Raw genomic sequence first — 14175 nt, 5'->3', positions numbered from 1 at the left:
GCTCACAGCCGATGGGCCCGCTTCTCACGCTCGGTCAGCACCCGGTCGGCCATGAACGCACACAGCAGCGCCAGCCCTCCCAGGAAGCCCACCATGGCCCAGGACATCTCGGGCAGCCCCGTGGAGTAGTCATGCGACGAGAAGTTGGCCACCCCCACCACCGGGTTCAGGAGGTTGATCAACGAATCGCCCGCCTCCAGCCCCACCACCTCCGCGAAGAGCGGCGGCAGGCCCGCGGCCATACCCACCGTCGCCACGAAGAGCAGCCGCACCGCCGCGGGCGAGGAGAACCGGTCCGACTTCGACATCCGCCCCAACAGCAACGCCAACGACAGGTAGAGGACCGAGTACGCCGGCATCACCGCCATCACCATGCGGAACGGCTCGCTGCGCGACGAGGTGTGCTCGGAGAAGAGCGCCGCCAGGAACCACGCGACGTTCCAGCCCACCAACAGCAACACCGCCAGCCGGAAGCCCCGCAGCGCGCCCGGCCGCATCAGCGACCAGGGGCCCGTGTCCGCTCGCAGCGCGCGCGCCTGTCCATCCACGTCCGAGGCCATGAACAGGCTCACCAGCGTCAGGTGCACCGTCCCCAGCGTGGCGAACACCTCCGTCACCACGTGCTTCTTGTCATCCACCCACCAGAGCACCAGGCCCGCGAGCAGGGCCACCCCCATCTGCGCCGCCACCGCCCGACGCGGGCCGCGCGTGTAGTCCTCCGTGGACAAGGACAGCCGCGACGCGGCCACCTCGAACAACAGCCACCCGTCCAGGAGCATCAACCCCAGACAGATGCTCATCGCGAGCAACACCCCGTCCGTGTGCAGCAGCCGGTCCGCCGCGTCCGTCAGCGCGCTAGCGATGCCGAGCGCCATCGCGAACGCGAGGCCCAACGCGCCCAGCACCACGAAGTGCACCAGGCCCCGCCCCATCCGGCTGTCCGCCAGCGTCGCCGCGCACACCGCCACCACCGTGAGGAACACGAGCCACGCCGCGCTCAACCCCAACACCACCAGGATGGTCGGCAGCGCGATGCCGTTGAGGTAGTAGCTGAAGAGCAGGAAGGGCCCCACCGCCGAGGCATACAGCGCCGCCTGCACCAGGAACGACAGCACCTTGCCCCGTAGAATCCTCCGAGGCCCCAGCCCCGTGAGCACCAGCAGCACCCACGTGTCGTCCTCGCGCTCCCGCGCCAGCGAGCGGTACGCGCTGTACGGAATCACGAAGAAGTGCACCACCGCCAGGCACACGAAGAACGCGAAGAAGTACGTCTGCCCGAACTGGGAGAACGCCGCGTCCCGCGTCTGCACGAAGGCCACCAGCGCCAGCACCACGCACGACAGCAGCATCAACCCGAAGCACGCCCAGAAGATGCGCGTGCGGAAGCCCTGACGGACCTCCTTCACCACCAGCGGGTTGAGCCGGTCCCCCCACCGCGCCTGGAAGCCGCCGCCGCTCGCGGACACCGCGCCACCGGTCGGCTCCGCCACGGGCGCCCCCGAGGTCGTCTCCATGGGCGCGCTCACGCGAGCCTCCCCTTCGTCACCGTCATGAAGGCATCCTCGAGGTTGCGCTCACGCATGCCGAACGCGCACACCGGCAGGCCCGCCGTCACCAGCACCGCCAGGAGCGCCGCCGACGCCACGTCCGCGCCCGTGCCGGGCTCCAGCTCCAGACCCACCCGCAGGGACTCACCCTCCTTCGACACCCGCGACACCCGGGGCTGCTCCAGCAGGAGCCGCTCCGCGCGCGCCCACGCACCTTCCGACTCCGGCCCCGTCGCCAGGCGCACCGTCAGCTCCACCGAGGCGAGGTTCGTGTCCTGCTGGAGCAGGTCCTCCACCTTGCCCGTGGCCAGCAGGCGCCCCTGCTCGATGATGGCGCACGTGTCGCAGATTTCAGCCAGCTCCGTGAGGATGTGGCTGGAGATGATGACCGCCTTGCCCTGGTCCGCCAGCGCCCGCAGCAGCTCGCGCAGCTCGATGCGCGCCCGGGGGTCCAGGCCATCCGCCGGCTCGTCCAACAAGAGCAGCTGGGGGTCGTGCAACAGCGTGCGCCCCAACGCCACGCGCTGCCGCATTCCCTTGGACAGCGCGGTGGTGAGCTTGTCCGCGAGCGGCCCCAGGCCCGTGAAGCCCATCACCGACTCCACGCGCTGGCGCCGCTTCGCGCCCGTCAGCCCATAGGCGCGCGCGAAGAAGTCCAGGAACTCGAAGACGGTGACGTCGTCATAGGTGCCGTACCGGTCCGGCATGTAGCCGATGAGCGGCCGCACCTTGTCCGGCGTGTCCACCAGCGAGTGGCCCCCGAGCAGCACCTCGCCGGACGTGGGCGCGTCCAGCGTCGCGAGGATGCGCAGCGTGGTGCTCTTGCCCGCGCCGTTCGGCCCGATGAACCCCAGGATGCTGCCCGCCTCCAGTTGGAAGGACACGTCGTCCACCGCCCGCAGGGCGCCGTAGTCGCGCCTGAGGCCCTTCACCTCCAGCAACGCGCTCATGGCCTCACCTCGCCCCGAATCAGATGCACGCTCGCCTCCACCTCCGCGCTCAAGGCGCTGGTGGGCAACGGGCCCGGGCCACTCGTGCGCACGACGAACTCCTTGTCCTTCAGCTCCCTGCGGAAGAGCGGCAGCGCGGCCTGCAGGCGGTACTGGGCCGAGGAGGGCATGCCCACCTCCACCAGGGTGTCCGCCGCGTTGGCCTGCGAGGGCCCCAGGTCCGGCTCCGCGGCCCCCAGCGCGCCCTCCTCGCCATCCGCCAGCCGGGGCAGCCGGCGCACCTGACCGTTCCAGCGCAGGATGCCTTCCTCCACGACGACGCCCAGCGCGTTCTGGACCTTGGGTTCTCCGCCCGTCTCCACCAGCACCAGTCGGGCGCGCGAGGGGACCACCGCGAGCTCTCCCCACTCGCGATAGGTGCGCGGTGGCAGGAAGCCGTCTCCCACGGTGAGCCCGCCCGTCCAGTCCAGGTCGGCCATCAGGTCCTCCGTGTCGTGCGGAGCGATGAGCACGCTCGACGAGGGCAGGCGCAGCGGCTCGGGTGACAGGTTCGCGTACCAGCCCGACAACCCCACCGTCACCGCGCGGGCCCGGGCGCCATCCAGGTACGTCAGGCTGTAGCGCGCCGTGTGCACCGCGAAGCCATCCACCAGCACGGACCAGGCGATGAGCACCAGGCACGTCACCAGCGACACGGCGGGCACCGCGATGAGCACCGCCACCGGGCCCCGGCGCTTCGTCAGCCACCAGGCCCCGGGCCCCACCAGCAGCGCGAACGCCGTCATCAGGAGCAGGAACGGCCCCACCGGCGCGCGGGCGGTGCCCAGCAGCGGCGCCTCGTCGTCACCGAACGACACCTTCGAGGCCCACCGCGAGCGCAGCCCCTGCGGGCGCGTCTTGCCCCGGTTGTCATCCGTGAGGGTCGACAGCTCCGACTGAATCTTGTGCCGACACGTGGCCGCGGAGTTGTCGCAGGTCCACACGCCGCCGAAGGCGTAGGGCCCGTCCTGGAGCGGGACGGACTGGAGCAGCTGCAGCCGCTCGCGCAAGTCCCTCGGAGGGTTGGCGACGACGAGCCGGCCTCCCGACAGCGCATAGGACTCCAGCACGGCCCACACATCCGCGGGGACCTTCGTCGCCGTCTCGGTGAGGACCACCATCTCGAAGCCCGCGTAGGCCGCCAGCTCGCGCGGCGCCTCTTGCGCGTCGATGAAGCGCACGGAGAACAGCGGGTCCTCCTGCTCCGGCGTCTTGGTCAGGCCCGTGACGGCCTCGAAGGACTCGCTGTTGCCCACCACCAGCACGGGCTCGAAGCGGTCGTTGTCGGGGAACAGGTGCTCGGTGATGGGCGGCAGGCCGGGGACCTCGACGGTCAGCGCGCCGGAGTGCCAGGCCACGGGCGCCATCAACCAGGTGACGAGCCGCTGGCGAGGCGCCAGCTCCACGGTGCGCTCGACGGCGTGCGTGACGTCGCCGTAGGAGGGTCGGAAGGACAGGTGCACCGGGTGCGGCTGGGCGTCGCCGTTGTGGAGGGTCACCTCCGCCGCCCAGTAGCCGCGCTGGGGCTTGAGCGAGCCCCGGCGCACCGTGACGCGCAGGTAGTCCTGGGCGAGCGAGTCCACCGAGCCGCTCGCATCGCGGTAGCCGGTAGGCGCTTTCACGGCCGTGGCGGCGGTGGCGACGTCCACGGGAGCGGCCGCCTCGACGACCGGCGGCGGGGTCCCCAGGAGCAGCCACACCGACAGCACCACGACGCTAGTCACGCGGCACCTCGGGCACGGCCTGCAGCAGCGCGCCTACCACGTCCGACGCGGACACCTTCTCCAGCGAGGCCTCGTACGCGAGCACCAGCCGGTGGTTGAGCGCGGCGGGGGCGGCGGCCACCACGTCGTCGAAGCCGACGTTGGGCCGGCCGTGCATCAAGGCCCGCGCGCGTCCGGCCGCCGCGAGTGCGAGCGCGGCGCGGGGGCTCGCGCCATAACGCACGAAGCGGCGGACGGCCTCGGGCGCGGAGGCCTGGCGCGGGTCGCTCGCCTCCACCAGCCGCCCGATGAAGTCCGCCACCGGGCCGGGCAGGTGGACGCGGTCCACGGCGGCGAACAGGCGCGCGAGCCCGTCCGCGTCGAGCACGGGGGACAGCTCCGGCGGCGCGCCGCGCACGCGCGTGGTGAGCAGCGCGCGCAGCGTCTTGGCGCCCACGGGGGGCACCTGGATGCGGAAGAGGAAGCGGTCGAGCTGGGCCTCGGGCAGGGGATAGGTGCCCTCCAGCTCGATGGGGTTCTGCGTGGCGAGCACGAAGAACGGGTCCGGCAGCGCGCGCGTCTGGCCGAGCACCGTCACGCGGCGCTCCTGCATGGCCTCCAGCAGCGCGGCCTGCGTCTTCGGGCTGGAGCGGTTGATTTCATCCGCGAGCACGAGGCTGGCGAACAGCGGGCCCTCGCGGAAGACGAAGTCGCGGCGGCCCTCGCCCTCCAGCACGTAGGTGCCGGTGATGTCGCCGGGCAGGAGGTCCGGGGTGAACTGGATGCGGCGGAAGGGCAGCGCGAGCAGCTTCGCCAGCGACTTGCACAGCTCCGTCTTGCCCAGGCCGGGCAGGCCCTCGAGCAGCACGTGTCCGCGCGCGAGCACCGCCATGACGACCTGCTCGACGACGGTCTGCTGGTCCAGCATGACGGTGTCGAGCCGGGCCTTGAGCTGGTTCGCCACCTCCGCCGCCCCCTGCGCCTCGGCGGGACTGAGAAGTTCCGCTGCCACGTGTGTTCTCCCCTTCCGGACTACTCTCCACCAAAGTACCGCTTCACGAGGTCGCGGTTGCGCGGCAGCAGCGGCTGTCCGCCGGTCCCCGCCGCCGCGTCGCCCTGAGCGCTGGTCCCCTGACCGCGCGCCGCGCCCCGGGCCCCCGTGCCTCGCCGAGGGTCCGCCGCCTCGAGCCCCCACAGCTCACCGGCCTCGCCGCCGTGTCCCTCCGGAAGCGGCTCGAACGCGAGCCGGTCCGGGTCCATCTCCGCCGCGCCCCCGAAGACGAGCGGATTCGAGCCGCCCCCTTCCGAGGGAGCCCCCGAGCCCGCGCCCTGGCGCACCGCACGGCTCGCGTGGCCCTGGCTGTTGCCGCGCCCGCCGCCCTGGCCTTCGCCGCCCTCCTGCCCCTCGCCGCCTTCCTGCCCTTCACCGCCCTCCTGCCCCTCGCCGCCTTGTCCCTGGCCCGATTGCTGGCGATTTCCTTCCTGCCGCCCACTCGAGCCTTGTCGAGGACGCGAGCGTTGACTGCGGGCCTGCGCGCCCTGCCCCTCACGCGGCTCGAAGCGCTGGGCGAGCGACTGCCTTCGACGCTCCAGCGACTGGCGCAGTTCCGAGATCTGGTCCACCGAACCGGAGGACTGGGCGCGCGCCTGCTCCTGGCGCGAAGCGCCCTGCTGACCTTCGCTCGGATTGCCGCCTTGCTGTCCCGCGTTCGCCTGGCCCTGCTCGCCGCCCTGTTGTCCCGCGTTCGCCTGGCCCTGCTCACCGCCCTGTTGCCCCGAGTTCGACGCGCCCTGCTCGCCGCCCTGTTGTCCGGAGTTCGAGGCGCCCTGCTCCGAGCCCTGCTGCCCGTTCTCGGAGCCCTCTTGCGCCGAGCCCTCCGCGCCCGCGGACTGGAGCGCCATGAGCGCGCGCTCGAGGGCCTCGCGCTCACGGGACGCGGACTCCGCGCCCCCCGCGGCGCCGAGCGCATCCTCCAGCTCACGCGCGGCCTCGGAGGCCTGGGCCAGCTCGGCGGCGGCCTCGGCGGCGCGCTCGGCGAGTCGACGCTCCATCGAGTCGGCGGCCTCCCAGTCACCCGAGTCGAAGCGACCCGAAGCCACTTCCTCGGACAGGCGACGCAGCTCGTCCTCCACGGCCTCGCCCAGGGGCTCCTCGCGGGCCAGGGCCTCGGCCTGTGCCTTCACCGCGTCCACCTTCGCCGCGGCGGCGGCATGGACACCCCGGGACGCGCGCGGCGCGGGCAACGGCATCAGGAAGCCGATGAGGGCGAACACCAGCGCGCCGGCGAGCGCCGCCACGGGGCGCCGCCACTTCAGCTGCGGAGGCTTCACCTCGCGGGCGAGCTGATTGACGGAGAGCTCCCACTCCCCCACGGGGCGCTCCAGCCGGGTGAGCAGCAACCCGCCCGCGTTGGCCGAGCGGTCCGCGAGCACGGCCGCATGCTCGAGCGAGACATGGCGCGCGCGGGCACGTCGCCACCACCATGCGAGGCCCGCGAGCACGAGCGGCGGCAGGGCCCAGACGCACTGCTGGCGCAACAGGAGCCGGGCCAGCACGCAGGCGGTGCTGGTGGCCCAGAGGGGAGCGAGGCCGGCCTCCGCCCACGCGAGGGCATTGAGGCGTCGCTGGACGCGGCGCACCGGAGCAAGCACCAGAGCCTGGAGGCGGCGTTCTTCGCTGGCGGCCATGAGGAAGGACCAGTGTCGGACACTCGGGGTGCCCGGACAAGCCGCTCGGTGTCGAGCGTCGGCGGGGGCAGGTGGGCGGCGTTCGTGTCGACCTGAACGGTCGCCTGCTCTCGAAGGACGGGAAAACACCCGGGCACTGCCCTGAACTGAACGGGGGGCGACAAGGTGGGCTTTGCCTCCCGCCGCGACGCGCTGTCGGAATGGCGCGCATCGCGAAGCATCCGCTTTCCGGGGGGAATCCATGTCGACGCGAGAGGCGAAATCGAACGAGGTGCGCCAGCCGCGCAAGGACTTCAGCGAGACGGCGTGCAGGGCCCGAGGCAACGAGGTGTCACGGCGCACCGCGCGCTCGCGCTCGGCGCCCGAGCTGTTCGGACCGGCGGAGCAGCTCCAGGTCCCGGGCGAGCTCACGGCGTTCGTTCCGATGGAGGCACAGCCGGAGCCGTCATGGCGTCCGGGCATGGGCGTGATTCCGTACGACGGCGGCGCGACGTTCCGCGTGTGGGCGCCGCATGCGCAGCGCGTGCAGGTGGTGGGGGACTTCAGCCACTGGCACGCGGTGGAGCTGGCGCGCGAGCCCTCGGGCAACTTCTCCCGGGACATCCAGGGGGCGTACAACGGACAGCAGTACCAGTACATCGTGCAGGGCCGTTATGGCGACTGGCGCTGGCGCAACGACCCGAGGGCCGCGGACGTCACGCACTCCACGGGCAACAGCGTCATCCTGGACCACCGTGACTTCGTGTGGCGGTACGACGGGCACTTCCAGATGCCCGCGCGGCACGAGGCGGTCATCTACGAGCTGCACATCGGCACGTTCCACGATTCACCGGGCTGGGGGCCGGGGCACTGGTTGAGCGCCATCGACAAGCTCGACTACCTGAGGGATTTGGGCGTGAACCTGGTGGAGCTGATGCCCTCGGCGGAGTTCGCGGGGGACTTCTCGTGGGGCTACAACCCGACGTTCCCGTTCGCGCCGGAGAGCACGTATGGCGCGCCGAACGACCTGAAGCGCTTCGTGGACGAGGCGCACCGGCGCGGCATCGGCGTCATCATGGACGTGGTCTACAACCACCTGGGGCCCAGTGACTTGCCGCACTGGGACTTCGATGGAGAGACGTTCGGCCGAGGGGGCGTGTACTTCTACGCGGACTGGCGCGCGAGCACGCCGTGGGGGGACACGCGTCCGGACTACGGGCGTCACGAGGTGCGCGACTACCTGCGTGACAACGCGCTGATGTGGCTGCGCGAGTACCACATGGATGGCTTGCGCGTGGACGCGACGAAGGAGATTCGCACCACGAGCGGCGTGGACAATCCGGCGGGCTGGGACCTGCTGCGCTCGATTACGGAGGCGGTGAAGCGCGAGTTCCCGTGGAAGCTGCTCATCGCGGAGGACATGGCGGCGGACCCGGCGGTGACGCATCCGCAAGGAGCGGGGTTCGACGCGCAGTGGGACGCGGCCTTCGTGCACCCGGTGCGCGCCGCGCTCACGGCGCCGTTCGACGAGTGGCGGGACTTGAGCGCGGTCCGGGACGCGCTGTACTTCCGTTACAACGGTCAGTCGATGCAGCGGGTCATCTTCACGGAGAGCCACGACGAGGTGGCGAACGGCCGCAGCCGGTTGCCCACGGAGGTGTCGCCGTACAACCCCGGGGACGTGCTGGCGAAGAAGAAGGCGTTGCTGGGCGCGGCGCTGACGCTGACGGCGCCGGGGATTCCGATGTTGTTCATGGGGCAGGAGTTCCTGGAGGACGGGCACTTCGATGATGGGGACCCGCTGGACTGGAACAAGTCGGACTGGTTCGGGGGAATCCTCCAGGCGCATCGGGACCTCATCCGCCTGCGGCGCAACTGGCACGACACGAGCGCGGGGCTGCGGGGCGAGGGCGTCAACGTCTTCCACCTGAACCACGACGACAAGGTGCTCGCGTTCCACCGGTGGCAGCACGGTGGAGCGGGTGACGACGTGGTGGTCATCGTGAACCTGGGGCACCGGACGTTCAGCGGGTACGAGCTGGGCCTGCCCTCGGATGGACTGTGGCGGGTGCGGTTCAACAGCGACTGGCAGGGCTACTCACCGGACTTCGGCGGCACGCACGTGCACGACTTCTGGAGCACGTGGGGAGCGCGGGATGGAATGCCCGCGCGCGGAGCCGTGTCCCTGGGCGCGTACAGCGCGGTGATTCTCTCCAGGGACCGCTGGTAGCCTGCGGGCGGATGCTGCTCGCCCGACCTCCTGACCTCGCGCCTCGCGCTCCGTGGCCGGACATGCCCCTGGTGGTGTGGCCGGCTGCGCTCGCCATGTGGGGCCCCGGGGACATGTCGTCGAAGCACGCCCACCACGCGATGCACCTCATGCTGTGCCGCACGGGCACGCTCTCCATCCGCGTGGACTCGGCCAGGAAGGACACGCGCGCGGCCGGAGTCCTCGTGGGGCCCGATGTCCCACACGCGCTCGATGCCCGAGGCACGGAGGTCGTCCTCCTCTTCGTCGAGCCCGAGAGCCATGACGGTCTGCGCCTCCGCGCGTCCCTCACCGAATCCGTCCGACTCTTCGACGAGGCCGCGCGCGACGCCCTGCTCGCCAGTCTGCAGCGCGCGGGGCCCATTCCCCACGCGGACATCGGCCCGTGGATGGAGTCCACGCTGGAAGCCCTCGCCGGCCCCAGCACCACCGCCGCCCCGCGCATGCACCCTCGCGTGCGCAAGCTCCTGCGCCACCTGCGCGCCGACCCCGCTCCCGAGGACACCTCCCTCGAAGCGCTCGCCGAGGTCGCCGGCCTGTCCTCCGGCCGCCTGATGCACGCCTTCACCGAGTCCACCGGCGTGCCCCTGCGCCCCTATCTCCTCTGGCTCCGACTCCAGCGCGCCGCCGGCGCCATCGCCTCCGGACGCACCGCCGGAGAGGCCGCGCACGCCGCCGGCTTCTCCGACTCCGCCCACCTGACGCGCACCTTCCGGCGCATGTTCGGCACCACGCCCTCCTTCCTCCAACGTCGCAGCCAGTTCGTTCAAGCCCAGGCCAGGGCCCTCGACGCATCTTGAGCAGCGTCAGGCCGGGACCCCTCCCGACCTTCCGAGCCAGGAGCCTCGCCGTGTCCTTCGCCCTCGTGCTGCTCTCGTTCTTCGCCCTCTTCCACCTGCCCCCGCTGCGCAGGCTGCCCGCGCTCTCCACCCCCGCGAGCCGCGCCGCCGTGGCCGCGGGCGTCTTCTTCATCGGCGCCGGCGTCATGCACTTCCTCATGCCCGCGCGCTACGACGCGATGATTCCGCCGCAGCTCCCCTCACCCCGCTTCTGGACGCTCCTGTCCGGCGTGCTCGAAGTCGCAGGCGGCGTGGGCCTCCTCCTCCCGCGCACCCGAAAGCTCGCGGCACTCGGCCTCATCGCGCTGCTCGTCGCCATCCTCCCCGCGAACCTCCACGAGGCCTCGGCCAACTCCGCCTCACACGTGCTGCCCTTCCCGGACTGGTACTTCTGGCTGCGCCTCCCCTTCCAGCTCGTCTACATCGCCTGGGTGGCGTGGGCCGGTGGACTGTTGCCCTCCCAAAGCCGTGCGAGGCGCGCCATGGCTGGTTAGGCTCGCCACCCCATGAACTTCCGTCATCTTGGTCGCAGCGGTCTGGCCGTCAGTGAAATCTCCTTCGGCAACTGGCTCACGCACGGCTCCCAGGTGGAAGAAGAGGCCGCGCTCGCGTGCGTGAAGGCCGCGCAGGACGTGGGCATCACCACGTTCGACACCGCCGACGTCTACGCGAGCACCCGCGCCGAGTCCGTCCTCGGCCGAGCCCTCAAGGGCCAGCGCCGCGCCAGCTACGAGCTGTTCACCAAGGTCTACTGGCCCACCGGCCCCGGGAAGAACGACTGGGGCCTGTCGCGCAAGCACATCATGGAGTCCATCCACGGCTCGCTCACCCGCCTCCAGACGGACTACGTGGACCTCTATCAGGCCCACCGCTTCGACACCGCCACGCCGCTCGAGGAGACGATGCTCGCCTTCGCCGACATCGTCCGTCAGGGCAAGGCCCTCTACATCGGCGTCTCCGAGTGGACCGGCGAGCAGATCCGCCAGGGCGCGAAGCTCGCCCGCGAGCTGAAGATTCCCTTCGTCTCCAGCCAGCCCCAGTACTCCATGCTCTGGCGCGTCATCGAGGCAGACGTCATCCCCGCGTCCCTCGACGAGGGCCTCGGTCAGATTGTCTGGTCCCCCATGGCCATGGGCGTGCTCACCGGCAAGTACCTCCCCGGCAAGCCGCCGCCCGCGGGCAGCCGCGCCACCGACCCCACCGGCTCGCGCTTCATCGCGCGCTTCCTCAAGGAGGACGTGCTCACCCGCGTGCAGAACCTCAAGCCGCTCGCGCAAGAGGCCGGCCTCACCATGGCCCAGCTCGCCGTCGCCTGGGTGCTCCAGAACAAGGGCGTCTCCTCCGCCATCATCGGCGCCTCCCGCCCCGAGCAGGTCCACGACACCGTGAAGGCCGCCGGCGTGAAGCTGGAGCCCGAGCTGATGCGCCGCATCGACGACGTGCTCGGCCCCGTCATCGAGCGCAACCCCGCCCTCACCGACGTGCCGGACCGCAAGATTTGAAGCCCCACGCGACGCGCCGGGTCTCCACGTGAGCCCGGCGTGCTCGCGCCGCTGCACCCCGTCGCCGCGCCGCCCTATACTCGCGCCCAGGTCCTTCTCCTGGAGGTGGCGTGTGCGTTGGTTCGTAATCTCCGCAATCCTGTTCGCGTCGAGCGCGTCCGCGCAGACGCCCGAGTGCAAGGCGGCGAAGAAGGAGTACGTCGAGCGCGAGGGTCAGCTCACCACCCTGAAGCAGGCTCGCAAGGACATGCGCGAGGTGCTCGTCGCCGCCAAGAAGGGCCGCGCCCACAGCCGCGCGCTCGACGCGCTGGAGAAGGCCGACGACGCCATGGAAGACGCCGTCAAGCGCGCCACCTCCGAGCAGGCCCAGCGCGACAAGCTGACCAAGGAGATCTGCAAGTAGGCCCTCGACCCGGGGGCGCTTTTCGCCCCTGGGTTTCTTTTGCCTTTCGGCTGCGCGAAGGGGCTTTCAAGGGGCGAGCCACTCGGAGCATCTTCACTGCATGGATCCACTCTTCAAGGCCCAGGCCTTCGGCATGCTGCTGCTCTGGATTCCGCTGCTCGCGGGATTCTTCGTGGGCCGGTGGGTGTACCCGAAGTTGCTGCGCCTGCTCCCCGCCGTCCTGCCCCTCGCCCGCTCGCGCTCGTCGACCTTCATGACGCTCGTGAACGTCACCCTGTTCGCCACGGCCATGGTGCTCACCACGGGCATGCTCGCGGCGAAGACGCTCGTGTGGCTCCAGGGTCTGACCTTCCTGCCCGTCACGCCCACCGCCAACTGGGTGCGCGCCCTCTCCTGGCTCGCCGCCTTCTTCTGCGGCTACCACGCGGCGCCGCTGTTCGGACGCGCCGCCCTCGAGAACATCGACATGCACGAGCCCGCGCCCCTCCCCGCGCTCCCCGGCCCCCGCAAGCAGCCATCCAGTTGGTGGGTGCTCGTCATGCTGTGCTTCATCCTCGCGGCCGGCGGGGGACTGGCCGCGGTGGCCATCGGCCTGCAGAAGGAGGGCTTCCTGCGGACCTCGGACGTGGGAGACCTGGCCGAGCTCGCCTCCGTCCAGGAGCAGCTCCGACCGCTCGAGGCCTGCGGCATCGAATACAAGCGGTGGGACGCCAAGGGCCGCAACAGGTACCCCAAAGCCGTCTCCATGCAGGACTGCGACAGCAACACCCACGGCATCCTCCGCATCGAGGTGCCCCAGACCTGGCTGGAGCAGGGCGTCGGCTTCACCATGCAGCGGGGTTCGACGTCGGAGCCCTGGGAGATCCTCGTCGACAAGGACGCGGTGCCCTTCCCCGCGCTCAAGGAGGCCCTGGAGACCTTCGCCCCCATCATCGCCGCCGAGTACCCGGACAAGCTGCGCCAGGAACTCGAGAGCGAGGCCGCGTACCGCCGGAACATGGAGGAGTACCGGCGCCAGCGCGATGCACCGAAGCCGAGCGCGAAGTCGTCCTATCCCGAGTGACGCCAGGCGCTCAGCGCCGGCAGTCTGGATGCGCCGCCGCGTGGAGGCGCTCGTACTCCGCATGGGTGATGTCGCCCGCGAAGAGCGTCATCGCGACTTCGCCCCACGTCCCGCGCCAGTCGCCTGGCATCCGCAACGGATTGAAGCTCGAGAGCATGCCGGGGGGCGGAGGAGGGGGCGTCATCATGAGATACGCGTCCCCCAGGGGGTGCGGCGGGAGCGCCCGCGCGAGCACGCGCCGCTGGAGCTCCTCGAAGGCGATGTCCCCGCGCTTGTACGCCGCCGAGTCCGCCAACGCCGCGGAGTAGTCCGCGCTGCCCTCGGGAATCCGCGGGTCGCTCGCGGGCGCCTCGGGCGAGGGCGGCATGTGCGGCGGCCGGGGCGGCGGCGGGACGGAGCGCCAGGAATCGTCATCGGGCGGCGTGTTCGACATGCGGGAGTCCTCCAGGAGGAAGGCTCCTGACTGTCCCTCAAGTCCCCGCCGTCCTCCAGCCCCGCTTCTCCAGCCGTCGCACGTCGGGCAGGTGCGCGAGCGTCGCCAGGTAGCGCGAGAGCGCCGGCAGCTCGGCATCCTCCACGTCGCCCTCGAAGGGCTTCACGTAGATGGCGTTGCCATGGTTGTGGACGCACGTGGCCGGCGTGTCGTCGACGATGAGCACGCGCTCCAGCCGGTAGCCCCGACGCCGCAGCTTGCGCAGCTTCTTCACGTAGCCGTAGTGCGACGGGTCCATGAACCCCTCCTCCTGGATACGCGCCGAGTCCGCCGCGAAGGTGCACCGGCTGCGCCCCCACGCGAAGTCGAGCCGGAGCCCCGGCGGGAGGATGCGCCCGGTGAGCGCCGCCACGTAGTCGTCCGACGCCGCGGACCAGAGGGCCAGCCGGAAGCGCCTCGCGCAGTCCGCCAGGAAGCGCGCCAGATGCGGGCGGAGGTAGACGTGGTAACCGAAGACCTCGAGGTCCGCCGCGCGCGCCAGCGGCGTCTCGCGCGCGTGAATCAGCGTCTCGTCCAGGTCGAGGACCAGGAGCGTGCGGGCCGCGCTCCCAGTTCCCGGAGCGTCGGCGTCCTCTGTCAGCGTCGCGACGGTCTTCATGCCCCGAAGGGACGTGCGCCGCCCCGCAAGGACTGACGCCGAACCCTTCACCTGTCCAACCGGCCACAGCCACCCGAGCCTCGGGCCTCGGCCCGCGCACGC

13 protein-coding genes are annotated in these 14175 nt (G+C 71.2%); 6 read left to right on the top strand and 7 right to left on the bottom strand.

The annotated features are described in order from the left end of the window. Positions 1–2: 2 nt before the first annotated feature. The 5 genes from K8640_RS11195 to K8640_RS11175 are packed head-to-tail and all read right to left on the bottom strand — an operon-like array spanning position 3 to position 6927. Complete coding sequence (locus K8640_RS11195) at positions 3–1526, bottom strand: ABC transporter permease (RefSeq protein WP_223747038.1); 1524 nt, start codon at positions 1524–1526, stop codon at positions 3–5. Then, entirely contained in the window at positions 1523–2497 is a 975-nt protein-coding gene (locus K8640_RS11190) for an ABC transporter ATP-binding protein (RefSeq protein ID WP_223747037.1), read from the bottom strand. The genes K8640_RS11195 and K8640_RS11190 overlap by 4 nt, the downstream gene beginning before the upstream one ends. Next, the gene (locus K8640_RS11185; RefSeq protein WP_223747036.1) at positions 2494–4260 is read right to left on the bottom strand and encodes a hypothetical protein; all 1767 of its coding nucleotides are present in this window, start codon (positions 4258–4260) and stop codon (positions 2494–2496) included. The genes K8640_RS11190 and K8640_RS11185 overlap by 4 nt, the downstream gene beginning before the upstream one ends. Further along, positions 4253–5251, bottom strand: a complete 999-nt coding sequence (locus tag K8640_RS11180) for a MoxR family ATPase (RefSeq protein WP_223747035.1) — start codon at positions 5249–5251, stop codon at positions 4253–4255. The genes K8640_RS11185 and K8640_RS11180 overlap by 8 nt, the downstream gene beginning before the upstream one ends. Before the next feature lie 20 nt (positions 5252–5271). Further along, the gene (locus tag K8640_RS11175) at positions 5272–6927 is read right to left on the bottom strand and encodes a hypothetical protein (protein ID WP_223747034.1); all 1656 of its coding nucleotides are present in this window, start codon (positions 6925–6927) and stop codon (positions 5272–5274) included. A 241-nt stretch (positions 6928–7168) separates the two neighbouring features. On the opposite strand from K8640_RS11175, the gene K8640_RS11170 reads away from it, so the two are divergent. The 6 genes from K8640_RS11170 (at position 7169) to K8640_RS11145 (ending at position 12982) form a co-directional block, all read left to right on the top strand. After that, a complete protein-coding gene (locus K8640_RS11170; protein ID WP_223747033.1) occupies positions 7169–9136 on the top strand; it encodes an alpha-amylase family glycosyl hydrolase in 1968 nt (655 codons plus the stop codon). Positions 9137–9249: 113 nt separating this feature from the next. Continuing rightward, a complete protein-coding gene (locus K8640_RS11165; RefSeq protein ID WP_370640333.1) occupies positions 9250–9975 on the top strand; it encodes a helix-turn-helix domain-containing protein in 726 nt (241 codons plus the stop codon). A gap of 50 nt (positions 9976–10025) precedes the next feature. Then, positions 10026–10508, top strand: a complete 483-nt coding sequence (locus K8640_RS11160) for a DoxX family membrane protein (RefSeq protein WP_223747031.1) — start codon at positions 10026–10028, stop codon at positions 10506–10508. Between the two features lie 12 nt (positions 10509–10520). Beyond that, a complete protein-coding gene (locus K8640_RS11155) occupies positions 10521–11516 on the top strand; it encodes an aldo/keto reductase family protein (RefSeq protein ID WP_223747030.1) in 996 nt (331 codons plus the stop codon). 112 nt (positions 11517–11628) lie between these two features. Next, positions 11629–11919, top strand: a complete 291-nt coding sequence (locus K8640_RS11150) for a hypothetical protein (RefSeq protein WP_046716308.1) — start codon at positions 11629–11631, stop codon at positions 11917–11919. Between the two features lie 100 nt (positions 11920–12019). Then, positions 12020–12982 carry a hypothetical protein gene (locus K8640_RS11145; protein WP_223747029.1) on the top strand — a complete coding sequence of 321 codons (963 nt, stop codon included), beginning with the start codon at positions 12020–12022 and terminating at the stop codon, positions 12980–12982. A gap of 10 nt (positions 12983–12992) precedes the next feature. On the opposite strand, the gene K8640_RS11140 is transcribed toward K8640_RS11145, so the two are convergent. Both K8640_RS11140 and K8640_RS11135 read right to left on the bottom strand, forming a co-directional pair. Next, a complete protein-coding gene (locus K8640_RS11140; protein ID WP_223747028.1) occupies positions 12993–13415 on the bottom strand; it encodes a hypothetical protein in 423 nt (140 codons plus the stop codon). A 37-nt stretch (positions 13416–13452) separates the two neighbouring features. Next, a complete protein-coding gene (locus tag K8640_RS11135; protein ID WP_223747027.1) occupies positions 13453–14073 on the bottom strand; it encodes an NIF family HAD-type phosphatase in 621 nt (206 codons plus the stop codon). Positions 14074–14175: the final 102 nt, after the last annotated feature.

Source organism: Myxococcus sp. XM-1-1-1 (genome assembly GCF_020037095.1).
Classification (GTDB): Bacteria; Myxococcota; Myxococcia; order Myxococcales; family Myxococcaceae; genus Myxococcus; species Myxococcus fulvus.
Note: the sequence above shows the minus strand (reverse complement) of the source record. Positions and strands in the feature narration are given on the sequence as shown.

Coding starts and splice junctions, on each gene's coding strand:
- K8640_RS11190 (WP_223747037.1), bottom strand. CDS start 2,497: ATGAGCGCGTTGCTGGAGGTGAAGGGCCTCAGGCGCGACTACGGCGCC.
- K8640_RS11175 (WP_223747034.1), bottom strand. CDS start 6,927: ATGGCCGCCAGCGAAGAACGCCGCCTCCAGGCTCTGGTGCTTGCTCCG.
- K8640_RS11170 (WP_223747033.1), top strand. CDS start 7,169: ATGTCGACGCGAGAGGCGAAATCGAACGAGGTGCGCCAGCCGCGCAAG.
- K8640_RS11165 (WP_370640333.1), top strand. CDS start 9,250: ATGTCGTCGAAGCACGCCCACCACGCGATGCACCTCATGCTGTGCCGC.
- K8640_RS11155 (WP_223747030.1), top strand. CDS start 10,521: ATGAACTTCCGTCATCTTGGTCGCAGCGGTCTGGCCGTCAGTGAAATC.
- K8640_RS11145 (WP_223747029.1), top strand. CDS start 12,020: ATGGATCCACTCTTCAAGGCCCAGGCCTTCGGCATGCTGCTGCTCTGG.
- K8640_RS11140 (WP_223747028.1), bottom strand. CDS start 13,415: ATGTCGAACACGCCGCCCGATGACGATTCCTGGCGCTCCGTCCCGCCG.
- K8640_RS11135 (WP_223747027.1), bottom strand. CDS start 14,073: ATGAAGACCGTCGCGACGCTGACAGAGGACGCCGACGCTCCGGGAACT.